The sequence below is a fragment of the Devosia sp. P1_H9 genome (genome assembly GCF_056405135.1).
The window spans coordinates 283,849-303,523 of sequence record NZ_JBFUCQ010000004.1; the positions used below are offsets into that span (position 1 = coordinate 283,849).

The window sequence follows — 19,675 nt, forward strand, 5'->3', positions numbered from 1 at the left end:
ACCGAAATCTCCGGGACCAAACTCGGAGATCGAAAATGACAACCAAGAAAACCGTCCTCGTCACCGGCGCCACCGGCCAGCAAGGCGGCGCCGTCGCCCGCGCCCTGCTCAGCAGGGGTCACACCGTGCGGGCGCTGACCCGCAACCCCGATGCGGCAGCTGCACGCCGCCTCGCCGCCGCTGGCGCCGACATCATTGCCGGTGATTTCAGCGATCCGGCCTCGGTCGAGCGAGCCGCCAAAGGCGCCGACGCGATGTTCGTCGTCACCAGCTTCTGGGGCAATGGCCCGGAGGTGGAAACCGAACAGGGCATCGCCACGGTCCACGCCGCCAAGGCGGCCGGCATCGGTCACCTGGTGTTTTCCTCTGTCGCCGACGCCAACAAGGCGACGGGCATCCCGCATTTCGAGAGCAAGTATCGGGTCGAGCAGGCGATCAAGGAACTCGGCATTCCCCATACGATCGTGGCGCCCGTCGCCTTCATGGAGAATGTCACGGCACCCTGGGGGATCGAGGCGCTCCGCAACGGCGTCTACGCCTTCGGGCTGCCGGCCCAGCGCACCAACCAGCTGATTGCTGTCGCCGATATCGGCGCCTTCGTCGCGGCAGTGATCGAACGCGGCGCCTCGGTGTTCGGCAAGCGCTTCGACATCGCCGGCGACGAGCTCTCGGGCACCGACCAGGCCGCGATCCTCTCGCGCACCACCGGCGGCCCGGTTCGCTACCAGGAAATCCCGCTGGCGGCGGCGCGGCAGCAGGACCCCGAGAGCGCCATCATGTTCGAATGGTTCGACCAGGTCGGCTACGACGTCGACATTCCGGCCCTGCACCGGGCCTTCCCCGAGGTCGCCTGGGACTCGTTCGAGGCCTGGGCGCAGGATGCCGACTGGTCGGTCCTCAACCCATCACCGCAGGCCGTGAACGGCTGACCTCAGACGCTCCGCGCCAGATCGCCGAGCAAGCCGGCGGCGACCGAGAGGCGAGATACCGTCATCTCGCCCTCGGTGAGCCCCTGCACCGCATCTGCAACCCGCGCGATTGCCTCCGGCTGCGCACTGCGCCAGGCGGCAAGCCGCCCATCCACCGCACCGGTGCCGAGGCTTAGCGCATCGACGGTGAGGTCGCGCTGCGCCCGCAGCAGGTTGGCCAGCGCCCGGTCGAGCGCCATTCGGTCGAACTTGTCGGCAAGGACGATGGCGTTGCCCTGCTCGACGATACGGCCGAGCTTGAACGTGTCGAGCACACCGAAGAACGCCACCGCAGCATCAGCCACCGGCGTCCGGGTCTTTTCGGCCACCAGCACGATATCGGTCCCTAGCGACAGCACCGGCAGTTCAGCGAAGCGCCGCGCCATCTCGCGGCTCACCCCGGCCGCTTCGAGCCGCGTTGTCCGCTCGCCGATGGCGTGCTCGAGATACGTGCCCAACAGGCCGGTGATCATCGCCCGCACCTGCGCGATGCCGTCCTGGTAGCGATCGACCAGCGGCCGCAGACCATTGTCGAACCGCCCGTTCCTCAGGAACCACAGCGTCTCGCGCTTCAGCAGCGCCTGCACCTCGGCGTAGAGCCTCAGCTGCGTCTTGCCCGGCACCGTGCCGTCGAGCCCATCGATGTCGCGGTTGAGATCGGGCGTACCGTAGACGTCTCGCGCCGCCGCATAGGCGGCCGCCACCTGCCCGGCATCGGCGCTCGACGCCGTCATCATCTCATTGACGAAGCCCGGCCCGCCGCGATTGATCATCGCGTTCGACAGTACCGTGGCGATCACCTCGCGCCGCAGCCGGTGGTTGGTGACCGTGTCCTCGAACGTCTCGGTCAGCCGCTCCGGGAAATAGCGGTAGAGCTCGCGCCCCAGGTGCGGGTCGTCCGGCACGCCGGTCTTCAGCAGGTCCGCATTGGCCACGTTCTTCGCATAGGCCAGCAGCACCGCCAGCTCTGGCCGGCTCAGCCCCTTGCCGCCCTGCGCCCGATGCCGGAGTGCCGCGTTGTCAGGAAGGAACTCCACGGGCCGGCTGAGTTCGCCCGCCGCCTCCAGCGCCTCCATCAGCGCCAGGTGCTCGGGGAATGCCGCGAGCCCACGCGATTCCTCGACGCTGAGCGCCAGCGTCTGCAGGTAGTTGTTCTTCAAACAGAGCGCCGCCACCTCGTCGGTCATCGAGGCAAGGAACTCGTTGCGCACCGGCGTCGTCAGTTGTCCGGTCCGCGTCAGCGCCCCGAGCGCGATCTTGATGTTCACTTCGAGGTCGGAGGAATTCACACCGGCCGAGTTGTCGATCGCGTCGGTGTTGATCCGCCCGCCCTTCAGTGCGTACTCGACCCGCCCCAATTGCGTCACCGCCAGGTTGGCGCCCTCACCCACCACCAGTGCTCGGATCTCGCCGCCGGCAATCCGCACCGCGTCATTGGCCTTGTCGCCGGCCTGCGCATCGCTCTCGGTGCTCGCCCGCACATAGGTGCCGATGCCGCCGAACCAAAGCAGATCGACCTGCGCCTTGAGGATGGCGCGGATCACGTCATTGGGCGTCACCGCATCGGAATTGAGCCCCAGCGCCTTCCGCGCCTCGGCGAACAGCGCCACGGTCTTCAGGCTGCGCGAGTAGACCCCGCCGCCCTTCGAGATCAGCTCCGCATTGTAGTCCTGCCAGCTCGAGCGCGGCAGCTGGAACAGCCGTAGCCGCTCCGCCATGCTCACCGCTGGATCCGGATCGGGGTCGATGAAGATGTCGCGATGGTCGAACGCCGCGATCAGCCGCGTCTCGGGCGACAGCAGCATGGCATTGCCGAACACGTCGCCCGACATATCGCCGACACCCACCGCGCTGAACGGCGTTGTCTGGATGTCGCGATCCATCTCGCGAAAATGTCGCTTCACCGCCTCCCAGCCGCCCCGCGCGGTGATGCCCATCTTCTTGTGGTCGTAGCCGGCCGAACCGCCAGAGGCAAAGGCATCGCCGAGCCAGAAATCGCGACCCACTGCGATGGCGTTGGCGGTGTCCGAGAAACTCGCCGTGCCCTTGTCGGCGGCGACCACCAGGTACGGATCGTCACCATCGCGCCGCACCACGTCGGGGGGCGGGACGATAGTATCGACTTCGAGGTTGTCGGTGACGTCGAGCAGCGTCGAGACGAATATCTTGTAGCAGGTGGTCCCCTCGCGCATCACCGTCTCGCGGTCAGCGCCGACCGGCGTCTGCTTCGGCACGAACGCGCCCTTCGCGCCCACCGGCACGATAATGGCGTTCTTCACCTGCTGCGCTTTTACCAGCCCCAGCACCTCGGTGCGGAAATCTTCCGGCCGGTCCGACCAGCGGAGGCCACCGCGCGCGATCGGCCCGAACCTGAGGTGCAGCCCTTCCACCCGCGGCGAATAGACGAAGATTTCGCGGTAGGGCTTGGGCTCGGGCAGCGCATCGACCTTGGAGCAGTCGAACTTCAGCGCCAGCGCCGGCCGTCGCGATCCGCTCTGGTCGCGCTGGTAGGCATTGGTCCGCACCACCGCTTCGGTGAGGTTGAGATAGCGCCTGAGGATGCGGTCCTCGTCGAGCGAAGTCGTCGCCTCGACCGCGGCATTGATGATCTCACGCGCTTCGCTGGTCGCCCGCTTTCGGTCGCCAGCGAAATGCGGATCGTTCTCCGCGTGGAACAGCGTCACCAGCGCCGCCGACACATCGGCATGTCGCGCCATCACGCCATTCAGGTAGTCGCGCGAGTATGGGATGCCGACCTGCTTCAGGTAGCGGGTTAGCGCCCGTAGCACCTCGACATCGTCCCAGCTGAGCCCCGCCCGCATGGTCAGTTGGTTGAGCCCGTCGCTCTCCGCCTCGCGCCGCCACACGGCGAGGATGGCGTTCTCGATCTGCTGGCCCAGCACGCGGTCGTCGAGGTCGAGCCCATCATCGGCCTCGAGCAGCATGTCGTGGACGAACGTCTCGGCCCCGTGCAGCGGCTTGACCGTGAAGGTGTCCTCGTCGATCACCCGGAAGCCGAAATTCTCCAGCATCGGCACGCGGTCGCTCAGCGCGATCGGGCTGCCCTGGTGGTAAACCTTCAGCCCCATCGCGCTGCGCCCCTCGCGCGCCCCGAGCCTGAGCGCAATCGCCCGCTCGTCCGGCAGCACCCGGATCACCGCGATATCGGCAAGCGCGGCTTCGGCGGAGTGCACTGCCTGGTAGTCGGGTGGGAATGCCTCGAGATAGTCCGCTATGGCTGCCGAATCCGGCGCCGCTGCCACCAGCCTGTCGCCAAAGGTGCGGATGCGCTCGGCAACCCCCTGCTCCAGCTCCTCGCGGAGTGGTGTGGGCGTCTTGCCGCCGTTGCGCCCGATGATGAAGTGCACGCGGACCAGCTCGCCCTCGGGGAAGCTCGGATAGAACGCCGAGACCCGGCCCTCGTAGACCTCGGCGAGATAGGCGCCGATAACCGCCCGCACATCGGAATCGTAGCGGTCGCGCGGCACGAACACGAGGATCGAGACGAAATTGTCGAACCGGTCGATGCGGCTGAGCACGCGTACCCGCGGCCGGTCGACGAGGCTCGCGATGATCGTCGCGAACTCGTAGAGTTGCGGCTCGGAAATCTGGAACAGCTCGTCGCGCGGGAAAGTGTCGAGCGCGTTCATCAGCGCCTTGCCGGCGTGGCTCTGCGGGTCCTGGCCCGCTTCCTTCAGCACCTCGGTGATCTTCTTGCGGATCAGCGGCACGTCGGTGTTGGGCGAGGCCAGTGACATCGAGGTGAAGAGCCCGACGATGCGAAGCTCGCCAGAGATGGCGCCTTCCCGGTCGTAGAGCTTCACCCCGACGTAATCCATGTAGGTGCGCCGGTGCACCCGCGACCGGATATTGGCCTTGGTGACCATGATCGGCGCCGGCTCGGCGAGGAACGCGAAATGCTGTTCGGTCATCTCGACATAGTTCGGACCCGAACGCAGGAACAGCACGCGGGGGTCCTCGAGGATCCCCAGCTCACTGTCATGTACCGGCACCAGCTTGGCCGGGATCGTTACCCCGTCGGCCTCGCTGCCCGGCTCCAGCTTGTACTCGCGCATGCCGAGGAAGGTGAAGTTGTGCTCGGCCAGCCAGCCGAGGAAGTGCATCGCCTCGGCCACCTGCGCCGGCGGCGCCTTGGGCGCATGGGCGTGCCAATCGGCCATCGCCTTCTTCACCCGCGCCAACATCGGCCGCCAGCCGGCAACCGCTCGACCGACATCGGTCAGCGTGTCGTCGATCTCGCCTCGCAGCGCCTCGCGCTGGACGATATCTGCCAAGGGGTCGATCTCGACATGAAGGAAACTCTCGAGCCGGCTACCCGGGGTCGGGACTTCCAGCACCCGATAGGTCGCCGGGTCGAATTGCAGCACCGGATGGGTGATGAAGCGGATCACCCCGCCGCGCGCCCGGATTGCTGCCAAGACGCTATCGACGATGAACGGCATGTCCGCCGAGAACACCTCGACGATCTCGGCGTCGCCCGGCTTCTCCGGTGGCACCACGTAGACGTTGTGGCTCGCAAGCTCCCGCTTTCCCAGCCGGCCGTAGGACTTGCGAAACGTCGCTTCCAGCGCCTCGGCGGAGTGCATCGCCAGGTCTTCGGGGTCGGTCGCCTCCGCCACCGTCTTCAGGAACCGCGCAAAGCTCGGCTCCGATGATTGGTAGCCCTGCGCCCGCGCGATCAGTTCCGCACGCGTGTCGACAGCCGCCGCCTCATTCATCGCCCAACTCCCCGTCCCCTCGGTCTCCTGACTCTGCGTCCGGCTGCACCCGTTGTCGAGTGCCCACTCCGCAGTAAGACCTTGTGAGCATCCCCCTGCCATAGTCGGGCCAAACCTCTGTGACGGCCCTGATGTCTCCCACCTCCACCGATCTCCGCGCGCTGCTGCGCACCGGCCTCAGCCGCTCGCTGGTCTCGCTGCTGATCAAGGTGGCGACCGCCGGGCTGACCTATCTGATGTACGTGGTGCTCTCGCGCACCATGGGGGTCACGGAATACGGCTACTTCGCCTTCGGGCTCAGCCTCGCCACGGTGCTTGCCATCGGCGCCTCGATGGGCCAGCAGACCGCCATTCTCCGCTACTGGCCGGAAGAGGAAGTCGCCGGCCGCCACGACAAGGCAGTGTCGGCGCTGCGCTCCGGCGGCGCGCTGACACTGCTTGCCGGCCTCGGGCTTACTGTGCTGACGTTGGCAGGCGCCGCGATCGCCGGCGCATTCGATGGCGGCCCGCCCTGGCATCTCTACGCCGCGGCGGCGCTGATCCTGCCGATGGCCTTCGCTGAGTACTGGTCGTCTGCCTTGCGGGCGCAGGGCTCGGTGTGGACCGCGCTCAGCCCGCGCGACATCTTGTGGCGCGTCCTCACCCCGCTTGCCATCGTCGCGCTGTTCGCGCTGGACGCTCCGCTGAGCGGCTGGCAGGCCTTGCTTTTGACCGCAACCCTCCTCGCCGTCGCGCTGGTCCTGCAATATGCCCTAGCCCGCCTCCGCCGTTACGAGATCGCCCCCGGATTCGACGGCCTCCGCCCCTATTGGCGCGAACACGGTAGAGCGAGCCGCTGGTTCCTCATTGGCACGGTGATCGATTCCGCCGCGCTGAACATGGACACCATTTTCATCGGCCTCCTCGTCACCGCCGAGGCCGCCGGCATCTACTTCAACGCCTTCCGTACGGCGGGACTTCTCACCCTCTTCATGTTCGCCATCACCCTGGTCGTGGCGCCGATGGTCTCGCGCCATTACCACGCCGGCGAGATGAAGCAGGCGCAGGCCATCACGGCATTGTGCGCTTGGGCCGGGTTTGCCTTCTCACTGGTGGTATTCGTCGGCTACCTTGTCTTCGGCAACCAGATCCTGTCGCTGTTCGGCGATCACTCCACCGCCGGCTACTGGGTGCTGATCCTGCTCAGCACCGGCCTGCTGTTCGACGCCGCCACCGGGCCCTCGCGCATCGTCATGATGATGACCGGCCACGAGCGCGACTACGTGCGTATCTGGGGCGCCATCATGCTGGTGGGGCTGGTTGTAGAACTGGCGGTGATCCCCGTCTTCGGCCTCATCGGCGCCGCCGCCGTCAACGCCCTGTCGCGCGCCGTGGCGCAACTGGCGATCGCCCGCTGGAACCGCCGCCACATCGGCATCGACACCACGTTGCTGGGGGCGTTTCGCGTTGGCGGGCTCCCCGATGCACCTAGACGCATGGCCCCCTTGTAAGGGGCGCGCCCGTGGCCAATCTTGACCTGACATGCAAGCGGGGCTTAGAACCCCCCGTTACTCCCTTAACCCCCGAGTGGAACCTCCAGCAAAAATGGCCGGCAGAACTCTGTACGATAAGATCTGGGACGATCACCTTGTTTCGAACAACGAGGATGGGACCAGCCTTATTTACATTGATCGCCACCTGGTCCACGAGGTGACGAGCCCGCAGGCCTTCGAAGGTCTGCGGATGAACAACCGCAAGGTCCGCGCTCCCGAGCGCACCCTGGCCGTGGTCGACCACAACGTCCCCACCACCGACCGTTCGCTGCCCAATCCGGACCCGGAAAGCGCGATCCAGATCGCCGCGCTGGCCGAGAACACCAAGGACTTCGGCATCGAATACTACGATCCCTTCGACAAGCGTCAGGGCATCGTGCACATCGTCGGCCCCGAGCAGGGTTTCACCCTGCCCGGCATGACCATCGTCTGCGGTGACAGCCACACCTCGACGCATGGCGCGTTCGGCGCGCTGGCCCACGGCATCGGCACGTCGGAAGTCGAGCACGTGCTCGCCACCCAGACGCTGATCCAGCAGAAGGCCAAGAACATGCTGGTCCGCGTCGACGGCCAGCTGCCGCCCGGCGTCACCGCCAAGGACATCATCCTCGCCATCATCGGCGAGATCGGTACCGCTGGCGGTACCGGCCACGTCATCGAGTTCGCCGGCGAAGCCATCCGCGCGCTCAGCATGGAAGGCCGCATGACGGTCTGCAACATGACCATCGAGGGCGGCGCCCGCGCTGGCCTGATTGCGCCGGATGAGAAAACGTTCGAGTACGTGAAGGGCCGTCCGCGCGCCCCCAAGGGTGCCGCTTACGACCACGCCGTCGAGTACTGGAAGACGCTCTATTCCGACGCCGACGCGCACTACGACAAGGTGGTGATCCTCGACGCAGCCAAGCTGCCGCCGATCGTTTCCTGGGGCTCGAGCCCCGAGGACGTGATCTCGATCAATGGCGTCGTCCCCAATCCGGATGACATCCAGGACGCCAACAAGCGTGCCAGCAAGTGGCGCGCACTCGAGTACATGGGCCTCCAGCCGGGCACCAAGATCACCGACATCTCGATCGAGCGCGTCTTCCTCGGTTCGTGCACCAACGGCCGCATCGAAGACCTGCGCGCCGCCGCCAAGGTAGTGGCCGGCAAGAAGGTCGCCACTGGCGTCAACGCCATGGTCGTGCCGGGCTCCGGCCTCGTCAAGGAACAGGCGGAAGCCGAAGGCCTCGACGTGATCTTCAAGGATGCGGGCTTTGAGTGGCGCGAGCCCGGTTGCTCGATGTGCCTTGCCATGAACCCCGACAAGCTGAAGCCGCAGGAGCGCTGCGCTTCGACCTCGAACCGCAATTTCGAGGGGCGTCAGGGCTTCAAGGGCCGCACCCACCTGGTGTCGCCCGCCATGGCTGCGGCCGCCGCGATCACCGGCCACTTCGTCGATATCCGCGAGTGGCGGTAAGCCCCAATTCGTGGACGGAGCGCGCAGCTCCGTCTCTCGACGACTTCGAACAGATGGCGGCAGCGGCCTTCCGGGACCTGCCGCCTGAGTTCAAGGCGCTCGCCGGGGAAGTGCCCTGCGTTGTCGCCGAATTCCCCGATGACGAGACGATCAAGGAAATGGAACTCGAGAGCGAGTTCGATATCCTCGGCCTGTTCCGCGGGGTCGGCCTGCCGCAGGGCGGCGCTGCCGGTTACACCGGACAACTCCCCAACCAGATCTGGCTGTATCGCCGTCCGATCCTCGACTACTGGGCCGAGAGCGAGGACCACGAAACCCTAGGCGAGATCATCACCCACGTCCTCGTGCACGAGATCGGCCACCATTTCGGCTTCTCGGACGAAGACATGGAAGCGATCGAAGCGGCTGCCGAACGAGAGGGCTGAGTCCCACTCAGTCCCGCTGGTTCCCGTCGCGCGGCACGAACTCGAAGTAGTCGTCCAGCACGCCCGGCCGCTCGTCCTCGACCAAGAGCCCGAGCTTCTGGCTGTCGAACTGCTCGAACCATTCCGACCAGTCGACCAGGTCGAGCCCACCGGGGCGGTCGCCGTACTGGTTCTCCCCGGCGTTCAGCGCGTACTGGTCGAACAGGATCCTCAGCACCGGCGGGCCGCCGATGCCCGTCGCCCGGTCCTCGATGGCCGGGTTGCCGGACCGGGCCGCAGCCCATAGCCGGATGTCTTCGTGCTTGGTGAGGACCTGGGTCATGTCGATGCCTTTCTGGTCTTGTTCCAGGATAGCTTAGCGGGAAAACTCCCTTAGCTTAAGTGGTCGCAGAGGCGTCTGGTTCCAAGCCCGCGACATGTTCCTATACTCGACTGCGACAGCATGGCGCTGCACTTGAGCTTGCTGTTAACCCGTTCTTTCTCGGGCTGCCGCTAGTGTCGTTCCACTACCCAAGGACGCGGACTGCAGGGCATGGCTGGCGCGAGCTTCATCCTCGCCATCAATCTGTTCATCGCGGCGCTGTTTGCGCTCGCCTTCTTCCTGGTCGGCGTCTCCAACCGGGCGGATAAGGTCGCGCCGTATTTCGCCCTCGCCTACGTGTTCGGCATCCTCTACATCGCCTCCGAATTCGTCCTGCCGCTGCAGGACTACCCGCAATTCGCCTACACCGCGGGCTTCTCCAGCTTTCTCGGAGCCGTCACCTCGGTAACGCTGGGCGTCGCCCGACGCTATGGCCGCGCCCTGCCCTGGGCGGGCGTTGCTGCCATTGTCGTGCTTTCGGTCGTCGCCAATTGGTACGGCTACATGCTGCCCCACGACACCGTGCCGCGGAACCTTATCTACCAGGCGCCCTATGCCCTGATGCAGGCCTGCGCCGCCTGGATCATCCTCGCCTCACGTCGCCGCCAGACCATCGATATCGGGTTGGTGGCGCTGTTCACGCTCAGCGCGCTGCAGTTCCTTTCAAAGCCCTTCGCCGCCGTGCTGCTTGGCGGCTCGGGCGACACCTCAGCTACCTACCTCGCAACGACCTACGCGCTCTACTCGCAATCGCTCGGCGCCATCCTGCAGGTGGCTACCGGGCTGTTGATGCTGATGCTGCTGGTCCGCGACATGCTGGTCGAGATCACCGCCCGCTCCGAAACCGATCCGCTCTCGGCTGTCTACAACCGCCGCGGTTTCGAAGAGCGCGCCGCCCCCGGCATGAACAATCGCAGCGTGCCGGCGGCGCTCGTGCTTGCCGATCTCGATGCGTTCAAGTCGGTCAACGACAATTACGGCCACGATACCGGCGACCTAGTGATCGTCGCCTTTGCCGCGGTGCTACGCGACACTGCGCCGGCCGGGGCGGTTGTCGGCCGCATGGGCGGCGAGGAATTTGCGGTGTTCATTCCGGGCGCCAACCTCGCCATCGCGCGGCTGCTCGCCGAAACCCTGCGCACAAGCTTTGCTTCGCTCTCGATCCCCGGCCTGCCGCCGTTCGTCCGCTGCACTGCGAGCTTCGGTGTCGCCGAGCGGTTCGACGACGAAAGCCTCTCCGGTCTTCGCCGCCGGGCCGACGCGGCGCTCTACACGGCGAAGCGCGACGGCCGTGACCGTGTCGGCGTCTCCGGCGATCCGGATGCCGATGTAATGCCGGCCCATCCCTTGGCCGGCACTTCGCTGGCCAAATCCGCCTAGTTCCGCTCGCGCCGCTCGACGAACTCAAAGACCATCTGGTCGCTGACGCGCAACGCCAGATGCTGCCGGTCGAGTTCGGCCAACCATGCCGTCCACGAGCATGGGCTGATGCCGTCGTCCTGGCTCGGCGTTTCAGTCGGCGCCTGCGGGCGGGCGAAATTCAACGCGAGCCGCGCGCGCATCCGGCCGGTCGGATCGGGCACACTCCGGAGCGCAGGCTGGCCCTTGCGGGCCGTCACCCAGTTCTGGATATCGCGATGCTCGACTAGTGTATGGGTATTCATCCTGGCCTCCCCTCAGATGCCTAGCGTAACCCGTGAAACGCCGCCGTCAGCGGTTCAGTTCCGCTGCAATATCGGTGCGTCAAAGAGAGTATGGGCAGGTTCTGAAGGGCGCCGGAAGATCAACTTCCAGCCTCGCTACATGCCAACGCGTATTGACTTTCTGCGCTATACCACCGGCGCCGAATGAGGCTCGTACCTCAGCTTTTTTGTTATGGTTTACAGCGGGTTACCGCTGCAATCTCCGCAGGATTTTCTCGACCCGCGCTCGCTTGGCGGAGGCGTCGATCTGTCCCAGCCGCGCGTCCAGGATCTGGCGCAGCCGTTCCCGATGTCCTGCATCGACCACCACACTAGCAGCTTCGGCATACATCGGAAACTGGTTCGGCGCCGCCGCTTCGACCCGCTCCAGCAACACCGGTAACGCCACCTCGGCATGCCCCGCCGCAGCGAGCTTGGCGAGGATCTGCACCGCCTTGTCCTTGGCGATCACCGACCCCTTGTCAGCCGCAGCGATGATCTGCGGCAACGCCGAGAGCACCAGCTCCGGCGCCAGCTGAGCCACGGACTCGATTGCCTGCAGAGCGCCCCAGACATTGCGGTTGTTCCTTGAACCGAGCAGCGTCAGGAACGCTCCCGCATGTGGCACCACCAGTTCCGGACGCCGCGCGCCCAGCTCGTACAGCACCTTGATCGCGTCGTTCGACACCGCGGTCGAACCCGTCGACAGCGCCCCGACCAGTTCTCTTACCGCGGCGGCGTCCGGCTTCGCTGCCAGCCCCTCGGCCAACTCCACATTCGGCCGCTCGTCGTTCCGCCCGAGCGCCGAAGACAGTTTGTCGAGGACGCTCAAGCCCCGATCGCGGTGTCGAGCGCCAGGGTGATCATCTCCTTGAGCGACGACTGCCGGTCCTCGGCACTGAGTTCTGCATGGGTGATCAGGCAGTCGGTCATCGTGCAGATGGCCAGCGCCTTGCGCTCGAACCGTGCCGCCAGCGTGTAGAGCGCCGCCGCCTCCATCTCGACCCCGAGGATGCCGTGCGCCGGCAGCCTGCCATAGCCGGTAAGGCCGGGCTCGATGTGATAGAAGATGTCCGACGAGAGCATGTTGCCCACGTGATAGCGCATCCCCGCCTTCTCGGCCCGCTCGACGCTGTCGCGCAGCAGCCCGAAATCGGCGATCGGCGCGAAGTTGAACGGCGTGAACGCATCGCGCACGATCGCTGAATCCGTCGTCGCGCCCTGGGCGATGATCAGGTCTCGCACCTTCACCTTGGCATTGAGCCCGCCGCAGGTGCCGACCCGGATCAGCTTCTGCAGCCCATAGACGTTGATCAACTCGTGCACGTAGATCGACAGCGACGCCTGCCCCATGCCGGTCGCCTGCACCGAAACGGGCTTGCCCTTCCAGGTGCCGGTATAGCCAAGGCAGTTGCGCACCGAGTTGACCAGCTTGGCATCGGTGAAGAAGTTCTCGGCGATCCATTTGGCGCGCAGCGGGTCGCCGGGCAGCAGGACCGCTTCGGCATAGTCGCCGGGCTTGGCGTGGTTGTGCGGGGTCATTTTCGGCCTCTCATATGATCGTGTTGGCGCAACCAAACCCTTTGCACGTGACAGAGGCAACCCCTATATGTCCCGCGCATTCACCCCTTTGATGGGAGCCTCATATGGTCGCGAAAATCTTCATCGACGGCGAAGCCGGTACCACGGGTCTGCAGATCCGCGAGCGCCTTGCCGGCCGTCGCGACCTCGAGGTGATCTCGATTGCGCACGACAAGCGCAAGGATCAGGACGAGCGGAAGCGGCTGCTGAACCTCGCCGATGTCGCGATCCTCTGCCTGCCCGATGATGCGGCCAAGGAAAGCGTATCGCTGATCGAGAACGACACCACCAAGGTGATCGACGCCTCGACCGCGCACCGCATCGCCGAAGGCTGGGCCTATGGCTTCGCCGAAATGGACAAGGCCCAGTCAGCCGCCATCGCCAACTCGAAGCGCGTCGGCAACCCCGGCTGCTGGCCGCAGGGCGCCATCGCGACGCTCCGGCCACTGGTCGAAGCCGGTCTCGTGCCGGCCGATTTCCCGGTCAGCGTCAACGGCATCTCCGGCTATTCCGGCGGCGGGCGCACCATGATCGAGGACTACGAGGCCAAGGGCGAGGACGCCAACGAGTTCGCGCTCTATGGCCTCACCTTCAAGCACAAGCACCTGCCCGAGCTGCAGAAATACGCCAAGCTGGCGCATACGCCGCTGTTCCAGCCCGCCGTCGGCAACTTCCGGCAGGGCATGATCACCGCCGTGCCGCTACAGCTCTGGTCGCTCGCCAAGGTCCCGACCGGCGCCGAACTGCACGCCGCCATCGCCGACCACTTCGCCGCGATCCCGCAGAGTTTCGTCGACGTCGCGCCGCTCGCCGATATCGAGCGCAGCCCCGAGCTCGACCCCGAACTCTACAACGACACCAACCGCATGCGGCTGCATGTCTTCGCCAACGACGCGAAGGCGCAGGCCCTGCTGGTCGCCGTCTACGACAATCTCGGCAAGGGCGCCTCGGGTGCCGCGGTGCAGAACCTCAACCTGATGCTCGGCGTCGCCGCCGACACCAGCCTCGCCGCCTGATCGTCCCGAACGACCCTGCCGCGACCATCCGGCGGAGCGCCTAGACGCTCCGCCCTACGTCCGACTTGATTCCCGCCCCCCATTGCGTCATTACACCGCCACCGAAAGGGGTATTGCCATGGATAAGTTCACGACCCTCACAGGCGTCGCCGCGCCGTTGCCGATCATCAACATCGACACGGACATGATCATTCCCAAGCAGTACCTGAAGACCATCAAGCGCACCGGGCTCGGTTCCGCCCTGTTCTCCGAGATGCGCTACAACGAAGATGGCACCGAGAACGACACGTTCGTGCTCAACAAGCCGGCCTATCGCCAGGCCAAGATCATCGTCGCCGGTGACAATTTCGGCTGCGGTTCGTCGCGCGAGCATGCGCCGTGGGCCCTGCTCGATTTCGGCGTGCGCTGCGTCATCTCCACCAGCTTCGCCGACATCTTCTACAATAACTGCTTCAAGAACGGCATTCTGCCCATCGTCGTGACGCCCGAGCAGCTGGCGCTGCTGATGGATGACGCGGAGCGCGGCTCCAACGCGACGATCACCGTCGACCTCGCAGCGCAGACCATTCGCGGCCCGGATGGCGGTTCGGTCCATTTCGACATCGACCCGTCCCGCAAGCAGACCTTGCTCGAAGGCCTCGACGATATCGCCGCGACGCTGAAGTCCGATCCGGCGATTTCCGGCTTCGAGCAGAAGATGAGCCAGAGCCGCCCCTGGCTCTGAGGAGGCACCCATGGTCCTCCACATCTCATCGGGCTCCCCGTTCGAGAAGAAGATCGGCTACTCGCGTGCCGTCGTCGACGGCAACATCATCTACGTGAGCGGCACCACCGGCTACGACTACAAGACCATGGTGATGCCGGACGACGTCGGCGACCAGGCCCGCAACGCCTTCGCGACGATCGCCCACGCGCTCGAGGAAGCCGGCAGCACCATCAAGGATGTGGTGCGCGTTCGCTACTACATCACCGACATGGCGCACTATGACGGCCTCGTCGAAGTCGCCGGCAAGATGTTTGGCGACATCCGTCCCGCCGCCACCATGCTCGTCTGCGGCCTGACGCGGCCCGAGATGAAGGTCGAAATCGAAGTCACCGCCCGCATGGGCGCCCACGAACGCTGAAGAAAGCGCATTATGGCCCAAAAGCTCTTCCTCCTCCCCGGCGACGGTATCGGCACCGAGATCATGAAGGAGGTCGAGAAGGTGATCGCCTGGCTCAACAGCCAGGGTGAGACGGATTTCACCTTCGATACGGGCCTCGTCGGCGGTTGCGCCTATGACGCGCATGGCGAGGCGATTTCGGAAGAGGACATGCAGAAAGCGCTGGCCGCCGATGCGGTGATCTTCGGTGCCGTCGGCGGTCCCAAGTGGGACAAGGTGCCGTACGAGAAGCGTCCGGAAGCCGGCCTGCTCCGCCTCCGCAAGGACCTGCAGCTGTTCGCCAACCTGCGTCCGGCCATCTGCTACCCGGCGCTGGCTGATGCCTCGTCGCTGAAGCGCGAGCTGATCGAAGGCCTCGACATCCTGATCGTCCGCGAGCTCACCGGCGGCGTCTATTTCGGCGAGCCCAAGACCATCACCGACCTCGGCAACGGCCAGAAGCGCGCCATCGATACCCAGGTCTACGAGACCTACGAGATCGATCGGATCGTCCGCGTCGCGATGGACCTCGCCCGCACCCGCAAGAACAAGGTGCACTCGGCCGACAAGAAGAACGTCATGAAGTCGGGCGTCTTGTGGGATGAAGTAGCGCAGGCTGTGGCCAAGGACTATCCGGATATCGAGTTCCACCACATCCTCGCCGACAACGCGGCGATGCAGCTGGTGCGCAACCCCAAGCAGTTCGACGTGATGGTCACCGACAACCTGTTCGGCGACATCCTCTCCGACGCCGCCGCCATGCTCACCGGCTCCCTCGGCATGCTGCCCTCGGCCTCGCTCGGCGCCCCCGACGCAACCACCGGCAAGCGCAAGGCGCTCTACGAGCCGGTGCACGGCTCGGCCCCCGATATCGCCGGCCAAGGTATCGCCAACCCGATCGCCATGCTGGCGAGCTTCGCGATGGCGCTCCGCTACTCGTTCAACCTCGTGGCGCTGGCCGATCGGCTCGAGGCCGCCATTTCGAGCGTGCTGGCCGATGGCCTCCGCACCGGCGACATTGCGCAAGACAACCGCAAGACGGTCGGCACCGAAGAGATGGGCGCTGCGATCCTCAAGAAGCTCGCCGCCTAACGCTATTCCATAGACTTTCGCGGGCCCGGCGCTGTCATGGCGCCGGGCCTTTGTTCATCTGCGCTTCAGATGCGGTATGATTTCTGCTGCGCCGCCGGGAGATCATATTATGACTGATGACTTGCGTACGCTGCTGAACCGCGCGGTCGATCACGCTGTAGACTATCGCGCGGGAGTAGGCCGGAAGGCAGGCCGTCCCGAAATGGGCTATCACGAGATGCGCGAGCGGTTTTCGGCTGAGCTGCCGGAAACCGGCATGGATGCCGGCGCGATGCTCGATGAATTGGCCACCCTCGCGGCCCCGGGCCTGATGCCGACCGTCGGCCCGCGTTTCTTTGCCTGGGTGATGGGCGGCTCGCATCCGGCCGGCGTCGCTGCCGACTGGCTGATCAGCGCGTGGGGGCAGAACGCCGGGTACCAATCGACCGCGCCGGCCGCAGCGGCGCTCGAGGAGGTTGCCGAGCGGTGGCTGCTCGAGATCCTCGACCTGCCGCGTGAAAGTGCCATCGGTTTCGGCACCGGCGCCACCGTCGCCAACGGCACCTGCCTCGCCGCCGCCCGCACCGGCGTCCTGCTGGATGCTGGCTGGGATCCAGATAGCGACGGCCTGTTCGGGGCGCCGCCGGTGCACGTGTTGATCGGAGCCGATGCGCACTCGTCGCTGTTCTCGTCGCTGCAGCTGATTGGTTTCGGCCGCAAGCGGGTCATCACCATCGCCACCGACAGCGAAGGCCGCATGCTGCCATCGGCCCTCGAGGCAGCGTTCGCCGGTCTGGCCGGCCCCAAGATCGTCATTGCCCAGGCCGGCCAGATCAATACCGGCTCCTACGATCCGTTCCGCGACATCGTCGCGATCGGCAAGGGAAACGGCGCCTGGGTGCATGTCGACGGGGCCTTCGGCCTTTGGGCTCGCGCCACGCCGTCGTTGCGGCACCTGACGGACGGCATCGAGGGCGCCGATTCCTGGGTCACCGATGGCCACAAATGGTTGCAGGCGCCGTATGATTCCGGCTTTGCCATCGTGCGGAATCGCGATGCGCTGCTCGGCGCCATGACGCAGTGGTCAAGCTACCTGCCTTCCATCGCCCAGGGCGATCGCGTCCCCTCGAACTATGTTCCAGAGCTGTCCCGCCGCGCCCGCGGTGTGCCGGTCTACGCGCTGTTGAAGACCCTTGGTCGCGCCGGCATCGTCGAGATCGTCGAGCGCCACTGCCGGCTCGCGCGCCGCATGGCCGAACGCTTGGCGGCGGAGCCCGGCATCCGCGTCGTCAACGAAGTGACGATCAACCAGCTGATCCTCAATTTCGGCACCGGCGATGCCGAGGCCCGCAAGGCCGACACCGAGGCGGTGATTGCCCGCGTGCTCGATAGCGGCGTCTGCTACGTCGCGGGCGCTGCCTGGCGCGGCGACTGGGTAATGCGGATTTCCGTCACTTCGGGCGCCACCACCGAGGCCGACATCAACCTTTCGGCCGATGCCATCATCGCTGCCTGGCGGGCAGTCAGGGGCTAGCGATGGTCGGGCTTCCGCACCGGATTGAACAGCACGGAGCTGCGTTTGCCATCGAGCGCGTCGAAGATGTCGCCGGGCTCGATACCTATGTCGCGCAGCAGGTGGGGCTCCATACGGATGAGACCGATCAGCGTGGCACGCTCCCGGCGCCGCTGCAGCCAGCGGCCCAGCAGCCGCCGGATGAAGCCGGAATCGGCGTGGTGGCGGGTTACGAGCGAACTCTCGTTCAGGTCGATGGTCATCATAATAGTCGTCCTCGGCGCGCCCCGCTTGAGACGAAACATATGATGACTCGTGAGTGGACGATAGCGAGCCCGTGGTACGGTTCGGCGTCCCAGGAACTTGGCGAGCAATCACAACCGGATAGCCCGCATCCTGTCGCGAAGGGCGACGTGTCGGCGTGGGTCGAGCGATCCGAGAACCACACCGGAAGTACAGTTTCTAGGAGGGACCACCATGCGCAAAGGCAATGAAACGCGCGAACGCATCCTCGATATCGCCGAAGCGGGCGTGCTCGCCAAAGGCTTCGGCGTCACCTCGATCGACGAGATCATCGCCGAGGCCGGCATCACCAAGTCCGGCTTCTTCTATCACTTCAAGGACAAGAACGAGCTCGCCAAGGGCCTCATCGTCCGCTACCGGCAGCGCAACAATGAACTGGTCCACGACGTGTTTGGACGCGCTGCCCAGCTCAGCGACGACCCGCTGCAGCGGCTGCTCATCGGCCTCACCCTGTTTGCCGAGCACATCGCCGCGCTGCCGGGCGGCCATCCGGGCTGCCTCGTCGCCGCCATGAGCTACCAGGACCGGCTGTTCGACCGGGAGGTACGCGCCCAGGTCAGGGAGGCGGTGCAGGGCTGGAACACGTTCTTCCGCGAGATGATCGAGGAGATCGTGGAACTCTACTCGCCCCGCGAGGCGATCGATCCGGACCGGCTGGCCCGCACTATCTGCTGCGCCATCGATGGCGGCATCATCATGGCCAAGTCGCTCGGCCGGCCCGGCGTCCTCCCCGAGCAGATGCTGATGGCGCGCAACTACGTGAAGCTGCTCTTCCAGCCCGCCGCCATCCATGCCGCACGGCACGAGGCAGTTGCTGCCTGACCATTAGCTGCGGAGGCCGAAAGCCTCCGCCAGCAGCCGGAACGAGCGCAGCCGCAGCTCATAGTCATACATGGTGGTGGTCACCATCACCTCGTCGGCGCCGGATTCTTCGACCTTTCGCTCGATCGCGGCTTTCACCGTATCGGGCGAGCCGACGATCCAGAGTGGGCGCTGACCTTCGATGATGCGGGTCTCGTGCGGCGTGTAGCTATGCGCTGCTGCCTCTTCCGGCGACACCAGCTTCCGCACCTGGCCGGAATGGAACAGCGCCCACATCAGCTCCTGCGAGCGCGCCAGGAACCGTGCCTCTTCGACCGTCGGCGCCACCAGCGCCGAAACCGCTATGATCGCATGCGGCTTGGGAAAGGCGTCGGTTGGCGTGAACGCCGCGCGATAGGCCTGGAATGCCGGACCCGCCGGCGTCGCACTGAAATGCGCCGCGAACGAATAGCCGACGCCCAGCTGCCCCGCGGCCTGTGCGCTCGCACCGCTGGAGCCGAGCAGATAGACCGGCGGCAGTTCCACCCGCTCCGGCACCACCATGACCGGATGGAACGGGTGGTCGGGAGCGAAATTGCCCTCCTCGAAGGCCAGCATCTCGGCCAGCTCCTGCGCGAAATACTCGCCGCCCACCGAGCGCAGCGCCTGCAGCGTCCGCCCGTCGCTGCCCCCGGCGCGACCGATGCCCAGATCGATGCGGCCGGGATTGAGCCCATTGAGCGTGCGATAGGTTTCAACGACCCGCAGCGGCACATGGTTGGGCAGCATCACCCCGCCCGAGCCGACCCGGATGCGCGAGGTATTGGCCGCCGCCGTAGCAATCAGCACCTCCGGCGAAGACGATGCGATCGACGGCATGCCGTGGTGCTCGGCGTACCAGAGCCGGGTGAAGCCAAGCTCATCGCCGAGCTTGGCGAGTTGCACGATGTTGCGCAGCGCGTCCGGGGTGGAGGTGCCTTCGGAGACGGGAGCGAGGTCGAGGATGGAAAGGGGGAGGGACGCCATGAGGGCTTATATCGTCATTCGACGATGAAAGCCAAGGCGTCCCTCCCTTCGAAGCGAGG

General features: G+C 65.8%; 18 protein-coding genes. 11 read left to right on the top strand and 7 right to left on the bottom strand.

Translation table 11 applies throughout. From position 1 onward, the window contains the following. Positions 1-35 precede the first annotated feature (35 nt). The gene (locus tag AC1DYL_RS09865) at positions 36-929 is read left to right on the top strand and encodes an NmrA/HSCARG family protein (protein WP_477172992.1); all 894 of its coding nucleotides are present in this window, start codon (positions 36-38) and stop codon (positions 927-929) included. 2 nt (positions 930-931) lie between these two features. Here AC1DYL_RS09865 and AC1DYL_RS09870 read toward each other — a convergent pair whose 3' ends face one another. Next, positions 932-5,707 carry an NAD-glutamate dehydrogenase gene (locus AC1DYL_RS09870; protein ID WP_477172993.1) on the bottom strand — a complete coding sequence of 1,592 codons (4,776 nt, stop codon included), beginning with the start codon at positions 5,705-5,707 and terminating at the stop codon, positions 932-934. A gap of 131 nt (positions 5,708-5,838) precedes the next feature. Here AC1DYL_RS09870 and AC1DYL_RS09875 point away from each other — a divergent pair, with 131 nt between their 5' ends. The 3 genes from AC1DYL_RS09875 to AC1DYL_RS09885 all read left to right on the top strand — a co-directional run bounded on the left by AC1DYL_RS09875 (position 5,839) and on the right by AC1DYL_RS09885 (position 9,120). After that, positions 5,839-7,197, top strand: coding sequence for a lipopolysaccharide biosynthesis protein (locus tag AC1DYL_RS09875; RefSeq protein WP_477172994.1), 1,359 nt, complete (start codon positions 5,839-5,841; stop codon positions 7,195-7,197). A 94-nt stretch (positions 7,198-7,291) separates the two neighbouring features. Next, the gene (gene leuC / locus AC1DYL_RS09880) at positions 7,292-8,695 is read left to right on the top strand and encodes a 3-isopropylmalate dehydratase large subunit (RefSeq protein WP_477172995.1); all 1,404 of its coding nucleotides are present in this window, start codon (positions 7,292-7,294) and stop codon (positions 8,693-8,695) included. A gap of 53 nt (positions 8,696-8,748) precedes the next feature. Beyond that, entirely contained in the window at positions 8,749-9,120 is a 372-nt protein-coding gene (locus AC1DYL_RS09885; RefSeq protein ID WP_477148337.1) for a metallopeptidase family protein, read from the top strand. Between the two features lie 7 nt (positions 9,121-9,127). Here the strand turns inward: AC1DYL_RS09885 and AC1DYL_RS09890 are convergent, their stop codons facing one another. Then, positions 9,128-9,442: a hypothetical protein gene (locus AC1DYL_RS09890; RefSeq protein ID WP_477148338.1), complete on the bottom strand. Its 315-nt coding sequence runs from the start codon at positions 9,440-9,442 to the stop codon at positions 9,128-9,130. A 210-nt stretch (positions 9,443-9,652) separates the two neighbouring features. Between AC1DYL_RS09890 and AC1DYL_RS09895 the strand changes: the two genes are divergently transcribed. Further along, positions 9,653-10,861: a GGDEF domain-containing protein gene (locus AC1DYL_RS09895; protein WP_477172996.1), complete on the top strand. Its 1,209-nt coding sequence runs from the start codon at positions 9,653-9,655 to the stop codon at positions 10,859-10,861. Here the strand turns inward: AC1DYL_RS09895 and AC1DYL_RS09900 are convergent. The 3 genes from AC1DYL_RS09900 to deoD form a co-directional block, all read right to left on the bottom strand. After that, positions 10,858-11,145 carry a hypothetical protein gene (locus AC1DYL_RS09900; RefSeq protein WP_477148340.1) on the bottom strand — a complete coding sequence of 96 codons (288 nt, stop codon included), beginning with the start codon at positions 11,143-11,145 and terminating at the stop codon, positions 10,858-10,860. The two genes, AC1DYL_RS09895 and AC1DYL_RS09900, sit on opposite strands and share 4 nt — an antisense overlap. Positions 11,146-11,371: 226 nt before the next feature. After that, entirely contained in the window at positions 11,372-11,995 is a 624-nt protein-coding gene (locus tag AC1DYL_RS09905; RefSeq protein WP_477172997.1) for a hypothetical protein, read from the bottom strand. Further along, positions 11,992-12,705 carry a purine-nucleoside phosphorylase gene (gene deoD, locus AC1DYL_RS09910; protein ID WP_477172998.1) on the bottom strand — a complete coding sequence of 238 codons (714 nt, stop codon included), beginning with the start codon at positions 12,703-12,705 and terminating at the stop codon, positions 11,992-11,994. The genes AC1DYL_RS09905 and deoD overlap by 4 nt, the downstream gene beginning before the upstream one ends. Positions 12,706-12,809: 104 nt before the next feature. On the opposite strand from deoD, the gene argC reads away from it, so the two are divergent. The 5 genes from argC to AC1DYL_RS09935 all read left to right on the top strand — a co-directional run bounded on the left by argC (position 12,810) and on the right by AC1DYL_RS09935 (position 17,507). After that, positions 12,810-13,760 carry an N-acetyl-gamma-glutamyl-phosphate reductase gene (gene argC, locus AC1DYL_RS09915; RefSeq protein ID WP_477172999.1) on the top strand — a complete coding sequence of 317 codons (951 nt, stop codon included), beginning with the start codon at positions 12,810-12,812 and terminating at the stop codon, positions 13,758-13,760. Positions 13,761-13,878: 118 nt separating this feature from the next. Next, positions 13,879-14,484, top strand: coding sequence for a 3-isopropylmalate dehydratase small subunit (leuD, locus tag AC1DYL_RS09920; RefSeq protein ID WP_477148344.1), 606 nt, complete (start codon positions 13,879-13,881; stop codon positions 14,482-14,484). A 10-nt stretch (positions 14,485-14,494) separates the two neighbouring features. After that, on the top strand, positions 14,495-14,884 hold the full coding sequence (locus AC1DYL_RS09925; RefSeq protein WP_477173000.1) for a RidA family protein: 390 nt from the start codon (positions 14,495-14,497) through the stop codon (positions 14,882-14,884). A 9-nt stretch (positions 14,885-14,893) separates the two neighbouring features. After that, the gene (gene leuB, locus AC1DYL_RS09930) at positions 14,894-15,994 is read left to right on the top strand and encodes a 3-isopropylmalate dehydrogenase (RefSeq protein WP_477173121.1); all 1,101 of its coding nucleotides are present in this window, start codon (positions 14,894-14,896) and stop codon (positions 15,992-15,994) included. Positions 15,995-16,103: 109 nt separating this feature from the next. Continuing rightward, positions 16,104-17,507, top strand: coding sequence for a pyridoxal phosphate-dependent decarboxylase family protein (locus AC1DYL_RS09935; RefSeq protein ID WP_477173001.1), 1,404 nt, complete (start codon positions 16,104-16,106; stop codon positions 17,505-17,507). Here AC1DYL_RS09935 and AC1DYL_RS09940 read toward each other — a convergent pair. Then, positions 17,504-17,752: a YjiS-like domain-containing protein gene (locus tag AC1DYL_RS09940; protein ID WP_477173002.1), complete on the bottom strand. Its 249-nt coding sequence runs from the start codon at positions 17,750-17,752 to the stop codon at positions 17,504-17,506. The two genes, AC1DYL_RS09935 and AC1DYL_RS09940, sit on opposite strands and share 4 nt — an antisense overlap. A gap of 211 nt (positions 17,753-17,963) precedes the next feature. Between AC1DYL_RS09940 and AC1DYL_RS09945 the strand changes: the two genes are divergently transcribed. Next, positions 17,964-18,611, top strand: a complete 648-nt coding sequence (locus tag AC1DYL_RS09945; RefSeq protein WP_477173003.1) for a TetR/AcrR family transcriptional regulator — start codon at positions 17,964-17,966, stop codon at positions 18,609-18,611. A gap of 3 nt (positions 18,612-18,614) precedes the next feature. On the opposite strand, the gene AC1DYL_RS09950 is transcribed toward AC1DYL_RS09945, so the two are convergent. Further along, positions 18,615-19,616, bottom strand: coding sequence for an LLM class flavin-dependent oxidoreductase (locus AC1DYL_RS09950; protein ID WP_477173004.1), 1,002 nt, complete (start codon positions 19,614-19,616; stop codon positions 18,615-18,617). Positions 19,617-19,675 lie beyond the last annotated feature (59 nt).